Genomic DNA, 16,813 nt, shown 5'->3' with positions numbered 1-16,813 from the left:
GCTTGATTGATATACCGTAACAATAGTTGACCGATTTTCTAGGACAAGCGGATAATGCGCGTCATCACGCATTATGGCGGCGTAACGCCGGGAGAAAGTCAGCATGAGCGTCGAATCCTTCACCCCCACGGCTTTGCAATTCACCCAGGGTGCCGCGCACAAGGTGAAGAGCCTGGTCGATGAAGAGGGGAATGATCGCTTGAAGCTGCGCGTATTCGTTACGGGCGGCGGTTGTTCAGGGTTTCAGTACGGCTTCACCTTCGATGAAGATGTGGCCGAGGACGACACCATCGTCGAGCGCGAAGGTGTGAGTCTGGTGGTTGATCCGATGAGCTTCCAGTATCTGGCAGGTGCCGAGGTGGACTACCAGGAAGGTCTGGAAGGTTCGCGGTTCGTGATCAAGAACCCGAACGCAACCACGACTTGTGGCTGTGGCTCTTCGTTCTCGATCTGATTCCGCCTCACCGAACACAACAAAACGCCGCAGAGCCTCAGGCTTCTGCGGCGTTTTGTCATCTGTGTTTTGTCTTAGTTGGGGTAGATGGCGCCAAGTACGCGCAGGCCTCTTGCACCGGTGACGCTGGGGCGATTGGCGGTGATGCCCTCCAGGCAGCAATGGGCCAGCCAGGCGAAGGCCATGGCTTCAACCCAGTCTGGATCTACGCCGTGGGTCACGGTGCTGGCGACTTTCGCGTTGGGCAGGAGGTCGGCCAGGCGCTTCATCAGCGTAGCGTTGTGGGCGCCGCCGCCGCAGACCAGAAGCTCTTCAGTATTCGATTGAGCGCTTTGCAGCGATTCGACGATGGTCAGCGCTGTCAGTTCGAGCAGCGTTGCCTGTACGTTTTCGGGTGCGAAACTCGGCTGGTGGGACAGTTGCTGTTCAAGCCAGGGCAGGTTGAACACTTCCCGGCCGGTGCTCTTTGGGCCTTTGGTCGAGAAGAAGGGGTCACTGAGCAATGCCTTGAGGAGGGTTGGATCCACCTTGCCGCTGGCTGCCCATTGACCGTTACGATCATAGTTCTCGCCACGCTGCCGATGAATCCACGCGTCCATCAGAACATTCCCAGGCCCACAGTCGAATCCGGCTACAGGTTTGTTCGGCTCAATCAGGCTTAGATTGCTGAAACCGCCGACATTCAGAACGGCGCGGTTGCCGGTACGCTCTTCGAACAAGGCTTCATGGAAGGCTGGAACCAGAGGAGCTCCCTGGCCGCCGGCGGCTACATCACGGCTGCGGAAGTCACTGACAACGGTGATCCCGGTCAGCTCGGTCAGCAGGGCAGGGTTGCCGATCTGTACGGTAAAACCACGTGCCGGTTCGTGGCGAATGGTCTGGCCGTGGCTGCCGATCGCGCGAATGGCTGCGGGTTTGAGCTGTTGCTGTTCGAGCAGGACGTGGATACCTTCGGCCGCAAGCTTCACCCAATTCTGTTGGGCGATGGCCGAACGGGCGATCTCGTCATGGCCGCTGGCGCACAAGCCAAGCAGCTCGGCGCGCAGGGATTCAGGCATGGGAATGTAGTGTGTGGCGATCAGGTGGATCGCCGAGGTCTGCTCGATCAGGGCGATGTCCAGGCCATCGAGGCTGGTTCCGGACATCACGCCGATGTAGAGAGCCATGGCTTAACGCTTGCTCGAGGCCAGCATGGTGGCCTTCTCTTGATCCATGCGAGCCATCAACGGCTGGCTCTGCGCCAGGAAGCGAGCTCGCTCGGATTTGGCGATCGGGTCGGCCATCGGCAGCTTCTGGCCCAATGGATCGACGTGAACGCCGTTGACCTGGAACTCATAGTGCAAGTGCGGACCGGTAGACAGGCCGGTAGTGCCGATGTAGCCGATGACTTGGCCCTGCTTGACCGTGCCGCCGGTTTTCACACCTTTGGCGAAGCCTTGCATGTGACCGTACAGCGTGCGGTAGGTGTTGCCGTGCTGAATGATCACGGTGTTGCCGTAACCACCACGGCGACCGGCCAACAACACTTTGCCGTCGCCGGCCGCCTTGATTGGCGTGCCGCGTGGAGCGGCATAGTCGACACCTTTGTGGGCGCGGATCTTGTTGAGAATCGGATGTTTGCGGCCCATGGAAAACTTGGAGCTGATGCGGGCGAAGTCCACCGGAGTACGGATGAACGCCTTGCGCATGCTGTTGCCATCGGCGGTGTAGTAGCTGCTGTTGCCCTGTTTGTTGGTGTAGCGCACGGCGGTGTAGGTCTTGCCGCGGTTGGTGAAGCGGGCGGACAGGATCGGGCCGTTGCCGACGGCTTTGCCATTGACCACTTTCTGTTCGTAGATCACGTCGAACTCGTCACCCTGGCGGATATCCTGGGCGAAGTCGACGTCGTAGCCGAACACACTGGCCATATCCATGGTGAGGCTGTGGGACAGACCGGCGCGCGCGGCGGACTGGGACAGCGAGTTGTTGATCACGCCGTGGACATAGGCGGTACGAACGGTGGGTTTGGCGGTAACGCGATTGAAGACATACCCCTTGTCATTCTTGGTCAGGGTAATGGTTTCGACGTCACTGACTTTGCTGTGCAGGTTGGTCAGTTGGCCTTGCGGATTGAGTTCGAATTCGAGTTTCTGGCCGTGTTTGAGCTGGCTGAACTGCTTGGCCTGTTTGTCGCTTGCCAGTACTTCGTGCACGGCAGCGGCAGGGAGGCCGACCTTCTCGAACAATGTCGAAAGGGTGTCACCCTTGGATACGATCACCTCCCTGTGGCCTGGAGCTTTCTTTTCAGGAGTAACCGGTGCCGGCGCCGGCGCGGCCTGGGCGGTTTCGGGTGCATCGTCTGCACTGTTTTCGACTTGTGCGAAGGGCGAAGCTACTGGTTCATTTGTGGCTTGAGCCGCGTCAGCAGCGTCTTGATCTTGTGTCAGTTGTTCAGCGGGACTTTCCAGTTCAAGGCTCAGGGTCGTCTTTTTGGCTTCAACATCACTGGAAGGGAACACCAGGAGCGCCAGGCTGAGAAGGGCGGCGATCCCACTTGCGGCGAGCAGGTGGGTCTTCGGGTAAAGCGGTGGCGCTTTAGACGGTTCAGTGGTCATAAGTAATTTTGGCTTTGAAAAGATGAATTGGAAAAGATGAATGACATGATGAAGATGAAATAACTGTATAAAATATAACCAAATCATCTCTGAGGCAAGTCCGCAGGCGTCTCGTCTATGGATTAGTGTCCGTGTGCCGGGCAAAACTTGTAATTGGTGCGCGATCTTGTATGGTTGGTTCCCTTTGAATCTGAGCCTTGCGGGTCTGTTATGAAGTCGGTTGAAGAGCAGCTAGCGCTGATTAAACGTGGTGCGGAAGAACTGTTGGTCGAGTCCGAGCTGATCGAAAAGCTCAAGCGTGGCCAGCCGCTGCGAATCAAGGCTGGCTTCGATCCAACAGCGCCGGATCTGCACCTTGGACACACTGTGCTCATTAACAAGCTGCGCCAGTTCCAGGAATTGGGGCATCAGGTGATCTTCCTTATTGGTGATTTCACTGGAATGATCGGTGATCCGAGCGGCAAAAGTGCAACTCGTCCTCCGCTGACTCGTGAGCAGGTTCTGGAAAACGCTGAAACCTACAAGACTCAGGTATTCAAGATTCTTGATCCGGCGAAAACCGAGGTGGCGTTCAACTCCACCTGGATGGATCAGATGGGGCCTGCGGATTTCATTCGCCTGACTTCTCAATACACCGTTGCTCGCATGCTCGAGCGTGACGACTTCGACAAGCGCTACACCACTAATCAGCCAATCGCCATTCACGAGTTCCTCTATCCGCTGGTTCAGGGGTATGACTCGGTTGCCTTGCGCGCTGATGTGGAACTGGGTGGCACCGATCAGAAGTTCAATCTGCTGATGGGGCGCGAGTTGCAGCGTGGTTACGGTCAGGAGGCGCAGTGCATTCTGACGATGCCGTTGCTCGAAGGTCTTGATGGTGTGAAGAAGATGTCCAAATCGTTGGGCAACTACGTCGGTATCCAGGAAGCGCCGGGTGTCATGTACAGCAAGCTGGTTTCGATTCCGGATGCGTTGATGTGGCGCTATTTCGAGTTGCTCAGCTTCCGTTCGATGGATGAGATCAATGCCTTCCGTGCTGACGTGGAGGTGGGTGCCAATCCTCGCGACATCAAGATCAAGCTGGCTGAAGAAATTGTTGCCCGTTTCCATGGGGAAGAAGCTGCTGCCAATGCTCACCGTGGTGCGGGTAACCGGATGAAGGATGGCGAGCTGCCGGATGATTTGCCAGAGGTCGAGCTGACTGCTACCGAAGATATGCCGATTGCTGCTGTCCTTAATAAGGCAGGCCTGGTGAGAAACTCGGCGGCTGCTCGTGATCTGTTGGCTTCCGGTGGTGTGCGTATAGATGGTGAGGTTGTTGATCGCTCCTTTATATATGTACTGGGCGCGACTCACGTCTGCCAGGCTGGGAAGAAGGCATTTGCACGGATTACGCTGAAATCCGAGTAAAGTTGAAAATAGGGGTTGACGGCAGATTCTGGAGGTCTATAATTCGCCCCACTTCCGGCGCAGTCGAAACGGAAAACTCCTTGAGATTCAATGAGTTACACGGTTTTCGATAGCGGTTTGCTTCAGGTCATCGAAGCCTGGAAGGAGTTGAAAATGCCGGTTTTTCTGGCGCTTTCAACGGTTCGATCTTCTCGGTCGAAAGCGGAGAAAAAGAGGTGTTGACAGCAGCGTGTAACGCTGTAGAATTCGCCTCCCGCTGACGAGAGATCGGAAGCGCAAGTGGTTGAAGTTGTTGAGGAAATCTTCGAAAACTTCTGAAAATAATCACTTGACAGCAAATGAGGCTGCTGTAGAATGCGCGCCTCGGTTGAGACGAAAGCTCTTAACCAACCGCTCTTTAACAACTGAATCAAGCAATTCGTGTGGGTGCTTGTGGAGTCAGACTGATAGTCAACAAGATTATCAGCATCACAAGTTACTCCGCGAGAAATCAAAGATGTAACCAACGATTGCTGAGCCAAGTTTAGGGTTTCTTAAAAACCCAAAGATGTTTGAACTGAAGAGTTTGATCATGGCTCAGATTGAACGCTGGCGGCAGGCCTAACACATGCAAGTCGAGCGGATGAAGGGAGCTTGCTCCTGGATTCAGCGGCGGACGGGTGAGTAATGCCTAGGAATCTGCCTGGTAGTGGGGGACAACGTTTCGAAAGGAACGCTAATACCGCATACGTCCTACGGGAGAAAGCAGGGGACCTTCGGGCCTTGCGCTATCAGATGAGCCTAGGTCGGATTAGCTAGTTGGTGAGGTAATGGCTCACCAAGGCGACGATCCGTAACTGGTCTGAGAGGATGATCAGTCACACTGGAACTGAGACACGGTCCAGACTCCTACGGGAGGCAGCAGTGGGGAATATTGGACAATGGGCGAAAGCCTGATCCAGCCATGCCGCGTGTGTGAAGAAGGTCTTCGGATTGTAAAGCACTTTAAGTTGGGAGGAAGGGTTGTAGATTAATACTCTGCAATTTTGACGTTACCGACAGAATAAGCACCGGCTAACTCTGTGCCAGCAGCCGCGGTAATACAGAGGGTGCAAGCGTTAATCGGAATTACTGGGCGTAAAGCGCGCGTAGGTGGTTCGTTAAGTTGGATGTGAAATCCCCGGGCTCAACCTGGGAACTGCATCCAAAACTGGCGAGCTAGAGTATGGTAGAGGGTGGTGGAATTTCCTGTGTAGCGGTGAAATGCGTAGATATAGGAAGGAACACCAGTGGCGAAGGCGACCACCGGACTGATACTGACACTGAGGTGCGAAAGCGTGGGGAGCAAACAGGATTAGATACCCTGGTAGTCCACGCCGTAAACGATGTCAACTAGCCGTTGGGAGCCTTGAGCTCTTAGTGGCGCAGCTAACGCATTAAGTTGACCGCCTGGGGAGTACGGCCGCAAGGTTAAAACTCAAATGAATTGACGGGGGCCCGCACAAGCGGTGGAGCATGTGGTTTAATTCGAAGCAACGCGAAGAACCTTACCAGGCCTTGACATCCAATGAACTTTCCAGAGATGGATTGGTGCCTTCGGGAACATTGAGACAGGTGCTGCATGGCTGTCGTCAGCTCGTGTCGTGAGATGTTGGGTTAAGTCCCGTAACGAGCGCAACCCTTGTCCTTAGTTACCAGCACGTAATGGTGGGCACTCTAAGGAGACTGCCGGTGACAAACCGGAGGAAGGTGGGGATGACGTCAAGTCATCATGGCCCTTACGGCCTGGGCTACACACGTGCTACAATGGTCGGTACAAAGGGTTGCCAAGCCGCGAGGTGGAGCTAATCCCATAAAACCGATCGTAGTCCGGATCGCAGTCTGCAACTCGACTGCGTGAAGTCGGAATCGCTAGTAATCGCGAATCAGAATGTCGCGGTGAATACGTTCCCGGGCCTTGTACACACCGCCCGTCACACCATGGGAGTGGGTTGCACCAGAAGTAGCTAGTCTAACCTTCGGGGGGACGGTTACCACGGTGTGATTCATGACTGGGGTGAAGTCGTAACAAGGTAGCCGTAGGGGAACCTGCGGCTGGATCACCTCCTTAATCGACGACATCAGCTGCTCCATAAGTTCCCACACGAATTGCTTGATTCATTGAAGAAGACGATAGAAGCAGCCCGAAATTGGGTCTGTAGCTCAGTTGGTTAGAGCGCACCCCTGATAAGGGTGAGGTCGGCAGTTCGAATCTGCCCAGACCCACCAATTTTGTGTGGGAAACGCCTGTAGAAATACGGGGCCATAGCTCAGCTGGGAGAGCGCCTGCCTTGCACGCAGGAGGTCAGCGGTTCGATCCCGCTTGGCTCCACCACTACTGCTTCTGAAGTTTGAAAGCTTAGAAATGAGCATTCCATCAGTGTGATGATGAATGTTGATTTCTAGTCTTTGACTAGATCGTTCTTTAAAAATTTGGGTATGTGATAGAAAGATAGACTGAACGTTACTTTCACTGGTAACGGATCAGGCTAAGGTAAAATTTGTGAGTTCTCTTAGTTGAGAAATTCGAATTTTCGGCGAATGTCGTCTTCACAGTATAACCAGATTGCTTGGGGTTATATGGTCAAGTGAAGAAGCGCATACGGTGGATGCCTTGGCAGTCAGAGGCGATGAAAGACGTGGTAGCCTGCGAAAAGCTTCGGGGAGTCGGCAAACAGACTTTGATCCGGAGATGTCTGAATGGGGGAACCCAGCCATCATAAGATGGTTATCTTGTACTGAATACATAGGTGCAAGAGGCGAACCAGGGGAACTGAAACATCTAAGTACCCTGAGGAAAAGAAATCAACCGAGATTCCCTTAGTAGTTGGGGCCGAACGGGGACTAGCCCTTAAGTGGCTTTGAGATTAGCGGAACGCTCTGGAAAGTGCGGCCATAGTGGGTGATAGCCCTGTACGCGAAAGTCTCTTAGTCATGAAATCGAGTAGGACGGAGCACGAGAAACTTTGTCTGAATATGGGGGGACCATCCTCCAAGGCTAAATACTACTGACTGACCGATAGTGAACTAGTACCGTGAGGGAAAGGCGAAAAGAACCCCGGAGAGGGGAGTGAAATAGATCCTGAAACCGTATGCGTACAAGCAGTGGGAGCAGACTTTGTTCTGTGACTGCGTACCTTTTGTATAATGGGTCAGCGACTTATTTTCAGTGGCGAGCTTAACCGAATAGGGGAGGCGTAGCGAAAGCGAGTCTTAATAGGGCGTCTAGTCGCTGGGAATAGACCCGAAACCGGGCGATCTATCCATGGGCAGGTTGAAGGTTAGGTAACACTGACTGGAGGACCGAACCGACTACCGTTGAAAAGTTAGCGGATGACCTGTGGATCGGAGTGAAAGGCTAATCAAGCTCGGAGATAGCTGGTTCTCCTCGAAAGCTATTTAGGTAGCGCCTCATGTATCACTGTAGGGGGTAGAGCACTGTTTCGGCTAGGGGGTCATCCCGACTTACCAAACCGATGCAAACTCCGAATACCTACAAGTGCCGAGCATGGGAGACACACGGCGGGTGCTAACGTCCGTCGTGAAAAGGGAAACAACCCAGACCGTCAGCTAAGGTCCCAAAGTTATGGTTAAGTGGGAAACGATGTGGGAAGGCTTAGACAGCTAGGAGGTTGGCTTAGAAGCAGCCACCCTTTAAAGAAAGCGTAATAGCTCACTAGTCGAGTCGGCCTGCGCGGAAGATGTAACGGGGCTCAAACCATACACCGAAGCTACGGGTATCACGTAAGTGATGCGGTAGAGGAGCGTTCTGTAAGCCTGTGAAGGTGAGTTGAGAAGCTTGCTGGAGGTATCAGAAGTGCGAATGCTGACATGAGTAACGACAATGGGTGTGAAAAACACCCACGCCGAAAGACCAAGGTTTCCTGCGCAACGTTAATCGACGCAGGGTTAGTCGGTCCCTAAGGCGAGGCTGAAAAGCGTAGTCGATGGAAAACAGGTTAATATTCCTGTACTTCTGGTTATTGCGATGGAGGGACGGAGAAGGCTAGGCCAGCTTGGCGTTGGTTGTCCAAGTTTAAGGTGGTAGGCTGAGATCTTAGGTAAATCCGGGATCTTAAGGCCGAGAGCTGATGACGAGTGTTCTTTTAGAACACGAAGTGGTTGATGCCATGCTTCCAAGAAAAGCTTCTAAGCTTCAGATAACCAGGAACCGTACCCCAAACCGACACAGGTGGTTGGGTAGAGAATACCAAGGCGCTTGAGAGAACTCGGGTGAAGGAACTAGGCAAAATGGCACCGTAACTTCGGGAGAAGGTGCGCCGGTGAGGGTGAAGGACTTGCTCCGTAAGCTCATGCCGGTCGAAGATACCAGGCCGCTGCGACTGTTTATTAAAAACACAGCACTCTGCAAACACGAAAGTGGACGTATAGGGTGTGACGCCTGCCCGGTGCCGGAAGGTTAATTGATGGGGTTAGCTAACGCGAAGCTCTTGATCGAAGCCCCGGTAAACGGCGGCCGTAACTATAACGGTCCTAAGGTAGCGAAATTCCTTGTCGGGTAAGTTCCGACCTGCACGAATGGCGTAACGATGGCGGCGCTGTCTCCACCCGAGACTCAGTGAAATTGAAATCGCTGTGAAGATGCAGTGTATCCGCGGCTAGACGGAAAGACCCCGTGAACCTTTACTATAGCTTTGCACTGGACTTTGAATTTGCTTGTGTAGGATAGGTGGGAGGCTTTGAAGCGTGGACGCCAGTTCGCGTGGAGCCATCCTTGAAATACCACCCTGGCAACTTTGAGGTTCTAACTCAGGTCCGTTATCCGGATCGAGGACAGTGTATGGTGGGTAGTTTGACTGGGGCGGTCTCCTCCTCCTAAGAGTAACGGAGGAGTACGAAGGTGCGCTCAGACCGGTCGGAAATCGGTCGTAGAGTATAAAGGCAAAAGCGCGCTTGACTGCGAGACAGACACGTCGAGCAGGTACGAAAGTAGGTCTTAGTGATCCGGTGGTTCTGTATGGAAGGGCCATCGCTCAACGGATAAAAGGTACTCCGGGGATAACAGGCTGATACCGCCCAAGAGTTCATATCGACGGCGGTGTTTGGCACCTCGATGTCGGCTCATCACATCCTGGGGCTGAAGCCGGTCCCAAGGGTATGGCTGTTCGCCATTTAAAGTGGTACGCGAGCTGGGTTTAGAACGTCGTGAGACAGTTCGGTCCCTATCTGCCGTGGACGTTTGAGATTTGAGAGGGGCTGCTCCTAGTACGAGAGGACCGGAGTGGACGAACCTCTGGTGTTCCGGTTGTCACGCCAGTGGCATTGCCGGGTAGCTATGTTCGGAAAAGATAACCGCTGAAAGCATCTAAGCGGGAAACTTGCCTCAAGATGAGATCTCACTGGAACCTTGAGTTCCCTGAAGGGCCGTCGAAGACTACGACGTTGATAGGTTGGGTGTGTAAGCGCTGTGAGGCGTTGAGCTAACCAATACTAATTGCCCGTGAGGCTTGACCATATAACACCCAAGCAATTTGCGTCGGCTCTCTAAACCAGAGCAACCAGATTGCGGTGTGTGAAGACGAAACGAACCGAAAGTTCGACGCTCACAAAGCACCGAAAACTATCCCATACCCAATTTGCTGAAGCGAGGCCGTCCGGTCACGAGTCAGTACCCGAATTTCTTGACGACCATAGAGCGTTGGAACCACCTGATCCCATCCCGAACTCAGAAGTGAAACGATGCATCGCCGATGGTAGTGTGGGGTTTCCCCATGTGAGAGTAGGTCATCGTCAAGATTAAATTCCGAAACCCCAATTGCGAAAGCAGTTGGGGTTTTGTTTTAGTAGAAGTCACCGTTTTTTGCCGGAACGTTACTGTGGTAACGGGCTGGTCACAGAATTTCTTGACGACCATAGAGCGTTGGAACCACCTGATCCCATCCCGAACTCAGAAGTGAAACGATGCATCGCCGATGGTAGTGTGGGGTTTCCCCATGTGAGAGTAGGTCATCGTCAAGATTAAATTCCGAAACCCCAATTGCGAAAGCAGTTGGGGTTTTGTTTTGTCCGCAAAAAAACAGCCGTTTGATTTCTATGCAACGGCTCGGTGCATGGCTATTATTCGGGCCTCATTGTGAGGCGAGACCTGCATGCTGACGTTGTTGAACCTTCTGAAGGATGGTCGATTCCATTCTGGTCAGGCTCTGGGAGTTGCCCTGGGTATTAGTCGAAGTGCAGTCTGGAAGCAGCTACAGCACTTGGAGGCCGAGCTCGGATTGACCATACATAAAGTTCGAGGTCGGGGTTACCAATTGGCTGCGCCTCTCACCTTGCTTGATTTGCACAGAATTGAGGCGAATCTTGCCGGCTGGCCTATCAGCCTCTTTGACTCAATCGACTCTACTAACGCCGAATCATTACGCGCGGTCGATCGTGGCCAAGTGGCGCCTTTTCTAGTTTTAGCTGAGCGACAGATTGCCGGGCGTGGGCGCAGGGGGCGAAAGTGGGTCAGCCCATTTGCCGAAAACCTTTATTACAGTCTCGTATTGCGCATTGATGGCGGAATGCGTCAGCTCGAGGGCTTAAGCCTGGTTGTGGGGCTCGCTGTCATGCAAACCCTGCGCTCGGTTGGGGTCTCTGGTGCCGGGTTGAAATGGCCTAATGACGTTCTCGTCGGTCGAAAAAAGATCGCCGGGATTCTGCTCGAGCTCGTAGGGGATCCGGCAGATGTGTGTCACGTGGTACTGGGGGTTGGTATCAACGTGAATATGCAGGCCACTGATGAGGTCGATCAGCAGTGGACTTCGGTTCGCTTGGAATCGGGTCGAAATTGCGATCGTAATAATCTGGTGGTGGAGTTGAGCAAGCAGTTGCAGCTCTATTTGCAGCGCCATCAGTCAGATGGTTTTACTTCGCTTCAGGCAGAGTGGGAAGCGAATCATCTCTGGCAAGCACAGCCAGTTTCGCTAACGGCGGGTGTCACTCAGGTGGATGGTGTGGTCCTGGGTATCGATAATCAGGGTGCGTTGCGGCTGAAGGTTGATGGAGTGGAAAAAGTCTTTAGTGGCGGTGAGCTCAGCTTGAGGTTGCGTGATGATTCTTGAGCTCGATTGCGGTAACAGCTTTATCAAATGGCGGGTGTTGCACGCTGAAGTCGGTGCTTTGATCGCTGAGGGTGTGGTTGACACTGATAAGGCATTGGTCGATGCGCTTCGCTCGCCAGTGAAGCTCTCGTTGAGTAAGTGCCGCCTTGTCAGCGTAAGAGCGGACGAGGAGACCGGTGATCTTATTGCGCTACTCAAGCGGGAGTTCGGTATTTCCGTTGTTTGTGCGGCGCCCGCCCGTGAGATGTCCGGTGTCAAGAATGGTTATGAAGACTACGAGCGTCTTGGACTCGATCGCTGGCTGGCTATGCTGGGTGGTTTTCATTTGGCCAATGGCGCTTGTGTGGTCCTGGATTTCGGAACTGCAGTGACGGCAGATTTCATTTCGCCGGATGGTGAGCATCTGGGGGGGTTCATTTGTCCTGGCATGCCGCTGATGCGAAACCAGTTACGTACGCACACGCGCAAGATTCGCTATGGGGATCAAGCTGCGGAGCAGGCATTGGCCAGTCAGGCTCCAGGGCGAAACACGGTTGAAGCAGTGGAGCGCGGTTGTTTGCTGATGTTGAGAGGGTTCGTTTTGACTCAACTGGAAATGGCGCGGTCCTATTGGGGGGACTCCTTCACTGTTTTCATCACTGGTGGGGACGCAGAGCTGGTTTCTGATGTTGCGCCAGGGGCTCGGGTCGTCTCCGATCTGGTGTTCGTGGGTTTGGCTATGGCGTGTCCTTTATCCTGAGGTTTGTATGCGTTGGTTGTTCCTCCTGCTTCTGGTACTCAATATTTTTTATTACGTCTGGCATCAGCAAGAAGCACCTCTGCGCGCAAAGGATGTGACACCTCTCAGTCTCTATCGGGGTTCGCAGCAGGATATTCGTTTGTTGAGCGAGACAAGCGATGCTTCGCGTGAAAGACGATCTGGCGGGAAGGTCGACGGGCAGTGTCTATATATAGGTGGTTTGGCGCGCCCTGACTCCGCTCAGGCGTTGGAGCAGCGTTTGACAGAACTTGGGGCGAAGGCGTTGCCGGTATCCAGAGAGCTTTCCGGGGGGCTGTACTGGTTCCGAGTTTCGTCCGAAACCCAGCGTTTGTTGGGGGATGTCCAATTGCAAAACCTTTCCAAGGAATTCAATGAGTTAAAACACAAAATAATGCTGTGCGAGGGGGTTGCACCTGCGGAATAGTTTGCATAGAATGGCGCCCGCTCCACAGCGAAGACCAAATAGGTTAACGCGGCAGAGCGATGTCAATGCAGCTAACCTCAGGTTTTTAAATGAGAAAATGCTTGACAGGGGTTTGGCATAGTATAGAATGCCGGCCTGATTAGGAGGGGTTCCCGAGCGGCCAAAGGGATCAGACTGTAAATCTGACGTCTACGACTTCGAAGGTTCGAATCCTTCTCCCTCCACCAGATTTTAGCGTGAGCTGCAGGCTCCGCGGGTATAGTTTAGTGGTAAAACCTCAGCCTTCCAAGCTGATGATGCGGGTTCGATTCCCGCTACCCGCTCCAAGTTTGCAGGTTGTGCAAGGCGTTACGCTCTTGTAGCTCAGTTGGTAGAGCACACCCTTGGTAAGGGTGAGGTCAGCGGTTCAAATCCGCTCAAGAGCTCCATATAACAAGGCAGATATGAAAATATCTGCCTTTGTTTTAATGGCTAGGGTTGTTTGCTTATTTCTTCTGTTAGGGGTGATATCGATGGCTAAGGAAAAATTTGATCGTTCCCTACCGCACGTCAACGTCGGAACTATCGGTCACGTTGACCACGGTAAAACCACTCTGACCGCTGCTCTGACTCGCGTCTGCTCCGAAGTTTTCGGTTCGGCCGTAGTTGAATTCGACAAGATCGACAGCGCTCCAGAAGAAAAAGCTCGCGGTATCACCATCAACACCGCGCACGTTGAGTACAACTCGAACATTCGTCACTACGCTCACGTTGACTGCCCAGGTCACGCTGACTACGTGAAGAACATGATCACTGGTGCTGCCCAGATGGACGGCGCGATCCTGGTTTGCTCGGCCGCTGATGGTCCGATGCCACAAACCCGTGAGCACATTCTGCTGTCCCGTCAGGTAGGCGTTCCGTACATCGTGGTTTTCCTGAACAAGGCAGACCTGGTAGACGACGCTGAGCTGCTGGAACTGGTTGAGATGGAAGTTCGCGACCTGCTGTCCACCTACGACTTCCCAGGCGACGACACTCCGATCATTATCGGTTCGGCTCGTATGGCGCTGGAAGGTAAAGACGACAACGAAATGGGCACGACTGCTGTTAAGAAGCTGGTGGAAACTCTGGACAGCTACATCCCAGAGCCAGAGCGTGCTATCGACAAGCCTTTCCTGATGCCAATCGAAGACGTGTTCTCGATCTCGGGTCGCGGTACTGTTGTGACTGGTCGTATCGAGCGCGGTATCGTTCGCGTTCAAGACGCCCTGGAAATCGTTGGTCTGCGTGACACCACCACCACCACCTGCACCGGTGTTGAGATGTTCCGCAAGCTGCTGGACGAAGGTCGTGCTGGCGAGAACTGCGGCGTTCTGCTGCGTGGCACCAAGCGTGACGACGTTGAGCGTGGTCAGGTTCTGGTTAAGCCGGGTTCGGTTAAGCCGCACACCAAGTTCACCGCAGAAGTTTACGTTCTGAGCAAGGAAGAAGGCGGTCGTCACACTCCGTTCTTCAAAGGCTACCGTCCACAGTTCTACTTCCGTACTACTGACGTGACCGGTAACTGCGAGCTGCCAGAAGGCGTTGAAATGGTAATGCCAGGTGACAACATTCAGATGACTGTTACCCTGATCAAAACCATCGCGATGGAAGACGGTCTGCGTTTCGCTATCCGTGAAGGCGGTCGTACCGTCGGCGCTGGCGTCGTAGCCAAAATCATCGAGTAAGTAGTTGTAATGTATTTTTCGGGCCGGCATAATGGTCGGCCTGATTTTGTTTTAGGTCAGTAGCTCAATTGGCAGAGCGACGGTCTCCAAAACCGTAGGTTGGGGGTTCGATTCCCTCCTGACCTGCCAGATTCACTCGGTGTGTCTGGCTTTCTTTTCACAGGATCTTCATAGATGACTCCTAAGGCTGAAGCTCAAGGCTCTCGCTTCGATCTGCTCAAGTGGCTTGTAGTGGTCGCTTTGGTGGTGGTTGGCGTTGTAGGCAATCAGTATTACTCTGCTTCGCCGATCCTGTACCGTGTACTCGCATTGCTTGTCATTGCTGCTGTAGCTGCCTTTGTAGGTCTGCAGACTGCCAAGGGCAAGTCTTTCTTTGTACTGGTTAAGGAAGCTCGTACCGAGATTCGTAAAGTCGTATGGCCAACTCGCCAAGAAACCACGCAGACCACGCTTATTGTTGTGGCTGTTGTTCTGGTTATGGCGTTGCTGTTGTGGGGGCTCGATTCCCTGCTCGGCTGGCTTGTTTCCTTGATTGTCGGCTAAGGGTGTCCCGTGGCTAAGCGTTGGTACGTTGTGCATGCTTACTCGGGTTACGAGAAGCATGTCATGCGTTCGTTGATCGAGCGCGTAAAGCTGGCTGGCATGGAAGATGGCTTCGGCGAAATTCTGGTTCCCACTGAAGAAGTGGTTGAGATGCGTAATGGCCAGAAGCGCAAAAGCGAACGTAAGTTCTTCCCTGGTTATGTGCTGGTACAGATGGATATGAACGAGGGTACTTGGCACTTGGTCAAGGATACTCCTCGGGTGATGGGTTTTATCGGCGGTACTGCTGACAAGCCTGCGCCAATCACTGATAAAGAAGCAGAGGCGATCCTGCGTCGCGTTGCTGACGGTAGCGACAAGCCGAAGCCGAAGACGTTGTTCGAGCCAGGCGAAACCGTTCGAGTCAATGACGGCCCGTTCGCTGACTTTAACGGTGTTGTTGAAGAAGTTAACTACGAAAAGAGCCGGATCCAAGTGGCGGTGCTCATTTTCGGACGCTCTACTCCGGTAGAGTTGGAGTTCAGTCAGGTCGAAAAGGTCTAGCTGAGCAAGCATCCCAACCCCGCAGCCCTAGGCTGTGGGGTTTTGTCGTCACTGGGATAAACGCGCAAGTAACCGGGGAGCCTTTCGAGGCGTTCGAACCCGTAATTGGAGTGCCTCATGGCCAAGAAGATTACCGCTTACATCAAGCTGCAAGTGAAGGCCGCTCAGGCTAACCCAAGCCCACCTGTTGGTCCTGCTTTGGGTCAGCACGGCGTGAACATCATGGAATTCTGCAAAGCTTTCAACGCCCGTACCCAGGGTCTGGAAGCTGGTCTGCCGACTCCAGTGATCATCACTGTCTACAGCGACCGTAGCTTCACTTTCGAAACCAAATCCACCCCTGCTTCGGTTCTACTGAAGAAAGCGGCCGGTCTGACCAGCGGTTCCGCTCGTCCGAACACCGTTAAGGTTGGCACTGTTACCCGTGCTCAGCTGGAAGAAATCGCGAAAACCAAAAACGCGGATCTGACTGCAGCTGATATGGATGCAGCCGTGCGCACTATCGCCGGTTCTGCTCGTAGCATGGGCCTTAACGTGGAGGGTGTGTAATGGCTAAGCTGACCAAGCGCCAAAAGGCTATCGCTGAAAAAATCGAAGCGGGCAAGTCCTACAACTTCGAAGAGGCCGCAACTCTGCTGGCTTCGCTGCCAGCTGCCAAATTCGTCGAGTCGTTCGACGTAGCTGTAAACCTGGGTGTAGACCCGCGTAAATCCGACCAGGTCGTTCGTAGCGCTACTGTGCTGCCACACGGTACTGGCAAGACTGTTCGCGTTGCTGTGTTCACCCAGGGTCCAGCTGCTGAGGCCGCTCTTGCTGCCGGCGCTGACCGTGTAGGTATGGACGAACTGGCCGCCGAAATGAAAGGCGGCGACCTGAACTATGACGTAGTGATCGCATCCCCGGATGCCATGCGCGTTGTAGGTCAGCTGGGTCAGATCCTCGGTCCACGTGGTCTGATGCCTAACCCGAAAGTCGGCACTGTTACCCCAGACGTCGCTACCGCGGTTAAAAATGCCAAGGCTGGTCAGGTTCGTTATCGCACCGACAAAAACGGCATCATCCACACTTCCGTTGGCAAGATCGGCTTCGATGCCGTCAAGCTGAAGGAAAACGTTGAAGCCCTGATCGCTGATCTGAAGCGTATCAAGCCAGCTTCCTCGAAAGGTATCTACGTCAAGCGCGTTACCCTGAGCACCACTATGGGCCCAGGTCTGGTCATCGACCAGAGCTCGCTGGACGCGTAAGACAAAAATTGGCGCAGTTGACTGCGCCAATTGAAAGATTGGGGTCCCTGCCT

The 16,813-nt window shown here is 53.7% G+C and carries 12 protein-coding genes, 6 tRNA genes and 4 rRNA genes; 20 read left to right on the top strand and 2 right to left on the bottom strand.

Annotated elements, in window-relative coordinates:
• Nucleotides 1-103: 103 nt before the first annotated feature.
• Nucleotides 104-454, top strand: a complete 351-nt coding sequence (gene erpA / locus ACSPX5_RS20765; protein WP_003228776.1) for an iron-sulfur cluster insertion protein ErpA — start codon at nucleotides 104-106, stop codon at nucleotides 452-454.
• A gap of 74 nt (nucleotides 455-528) precedes the next feature.
• On the opposite strand, the gene ACSPX5_RS20760 is transcribed toward erpA, so the two are convergent.
• Both ACSPX5_RS20760 and ACSPX5_RS20755 read right to left on the bottom strand, forming a co-directional pair.
• Entirely contained in the window at nucleotides 529-1,620 is a 1,092-nt protein-coding gene (locus tag ACSPX5_RS20760) for an anhydro-N-acetylmuramic acid kinase (RefSeq protein ID WP_439820175.1), read from the bottom strand.
• 3 nt (nucleotides 1,621-1,623) lie between these two features.
• On the bottom strand, nucleotides 1,624-3,048 hold the full coding sequence (locus ACSPX5_RS20755) for a peptidoglycan DD-metalloendopeptidase family protein (protein WP_207863689.1): 1,425 nt from the start codon (nucleotides 3,046-3,048) through the stop codon (nucleotides 1,624-1,626).
• Between the two features lie 210 nt (nucleotides 3,049-3,258).
• Between ACSPX5_RS20755 and tyrS the strand changes: the two genes are divergently transcribed.
• The 19 genes from tyrS to rplA all read left to right on the top strand — a co-directional run bounded on the left by tyrS (nucleotide 3,259) and on the right by rplA (nucleotide 16,760).
• Nucleotides 3,259-4,458 (top strand): tyrosine--tRNA ligase, encoded by a 1,200-nt coding sequence (gene tyrS, locus ACSPX5_RS20750; protein WP_439820174.1) that lies wholly within the window; start codon nucleotides 3,259-3,261, stop codon nucleotides 4,456-4,458.
• 553 nt (nucleotides 4,459-5,011) lie between these two features.
• Nucleotides 5,012-6,547 (top strand): 16S ribosomal RNA (locus ACSPX5_RS20745).
• A gap of 81 nt (nucleotides 6,548-6,628) precedes the next feature.
• Nucleotides 6,629-6,705 (top strand) — tRNA-Ile (locus tag ACSPX5_RS20740).
• 30 nt (nucleotides 6,706-6,735) lie between these two features.
• Nucleotides 6,736-6,811, top strand: a tRNA-Ala gene (locus ACSPX5_RS20735).
• Nucleotides 6,812-7,058: 247 nt separating this feature from the next.
• Nucleotides 7,059-9,952 (top strand): 23S ribosomal RNA (locus ACSPX5_RS20730).
• Between the two features lie 165 nt (nucleotides 9,953-10,117).
• Nucleotides 10,118-10,233, top strand: a 5S ribosomal RNA gene (rrf, locus tag ACSPX5_RS20725).
• Between the two features lie 106 nt (nucleotides 10,234-10,339).
• A 5S ribosomal RNA gene (rrf, locus tag ACSPX5_RS20720) occupies nucleotides 10,340-10,455 on the top strand.
• Together the 16S, 23S and 5S rRNA genes with 2 tRNA genes alongside form the textbook arrangement of a ribosomal RNA operon.
• A gap of 131 nt (nucleotides 10,456-10,586) precedes the next feature.
• Nucleotides 10,587-11,540: a bifunctional biotin--[acetyl-CoA-carboxylase] ligase/biotin operon repressor BirA gene (gene birA / locus ACSPX5_RS20715; protein ID WP_169432139.1), complete on the top strand. Its 954-nt coding sequence runs from the start codon at nucleotides 10,587-10,589 to the stop codon at nucleotides 11,538-11,540.
• On the top strand, nucleotides 11,530-12,279 hold the full coding sequence (locus ACSPX5_RS20710; protein ID WP_439820173.1) for a pantothenate kinase: 750 nt from the start codon (nucleotides 11,530-11,532) through the stop codon (nucleotides 12,277-12,279). The genes birA and ACSPX5_RS20710 overlap by 11 nt, the downstream gene beginning before the upstream one ends.
• Nucleotides 12,280-12,286: 7 nt before the next feature.
• The gene (locus ACSPX5_RS20705) at nucleotides 12,287-12,724 is read left to right on the top strand and encodes a hypothetical protein (RefSeq protein ID WP_169432137.1); all 438 of its coding nucleotides are present in this window, start codon (nucleotides 12,287-12,289) and stop codon (nucleotides 12,722-12,724) included.
• A 142-nt stretch (nucleotides 12,725-12,866) separates the two neighbouring features.
• Nucleotides 12,867-12,951 (top strand) — tRNA-Tyr (locus ACSPX5_RS20700).
• A 25-nt stretch (nucleotides 12,952-12,976) separates the two neighbouring features.
• Nucleotides 12,977-13,050 (top strand) — tRNA-Gly (locus ACSPX5_RS20695).
• A gap of 26 nt (nucleotides 13,051-13,076) precedes the next feature.
• Nucleotides 13,077-13,152: transfer RNA gene (locus ACSPX5_RS20690), tRNA-Thr, on the top strand.
• 84 nt (nucleotides 13,153-13,236) lie between these two features.
• Nucleotides 13,237-14,430 (top strand): elongation factor Tu, encoded by a 1,194-nt coding sequence (gene tuf / locus ACSPX5_RS20685; protein ID WP_010220303.1) that lies wholly within the window; start codon nucleotides 13,237-13,239, stop codon nucleotides 14,428-14,430.
• 53 nt (nucleotides 14,431-14,483) lie between these two features.
• Nucleotides 14,484-14,559: transfer RNA gene (locus ACSPX5_RS20680), tRNA-Trp, on the top strand.
• 45 nt (nucleotides 14,560-14,604) lie between these two features.
• Nucleotides 14,605-14,973 carry a preprotein translocase subunit SecE gene (gene secE / locus ACSPX5_RS20675; protein ID WP_007916493.1) on the top strand — a complete coding sequence of 123 codons (369 nt, stop codon included), beginning with the start codon at nucleotides 14,605-14,607 and terminating at the stop codon, nucleotides 14,971-14,973.
• A 9-nt stretch (nucleotides 14,974-14,982) separates the two neighbouring features.
• The gene (gene nusG, locus ACSPX5_RS20670) at nucleotides 14,983-15,516 is read left to right on the top strand and encodes a transcription termination/antitermination protein NusG (RefSeq protein ID WP_007957598.1); all 534 of its coding nucleotides are present in this window, start codon (nucleotides 14,983-14,985) and stop codon (nucleotides 15,514-15,516) included.
• Nucleotides 15,517-15,633: 117 nt separating this feature from the next.
• Entirely contained in the window at nucleotides 15,634-16,065 is a 432-nt protein-coding gene (rplK, locus tag ACSPX5_RS20665) for a 50S ribosomal protein L11 (RefSeq protein ID WP_003228756.1), read from the top strand.
• Nucleotides 16,065-16,760 (top strand): 50S ribosomal protein L1, encoded by a 696-nt coding sequence (gene rplA, locus ACSPX5_RS20660; RefSeq protein ID WP_011336175.1) that lies wholly within the window; start codon nucleotides 16,065-16,067, stop codon nucleotides 16,758-16,760. The genes rplK and rplA overlap by 1 nt, the downstream gene beginning before the upstream one ends.
• Nucleotides 16,761-16,813: the final 53 nt, after the last annotated feature.

Origin of the sequence: Pseudomonas sp. HLG18 (assembly GCF_051903985.1) — a bacterium.
Classification (GTDB): Bacteria; Pseudomonadota; Gammaproteobacteria; order Pseudomonadales; family Pseudomonadaceae; genus Aquipseudomonas; species Aquipseudomonas fluorescens_BT.
The sequence above is the reverse complement of the archived record's forward strand: the minus strand, read 5'-3'. Positions and strand labels throughout refer to the sequence as shown.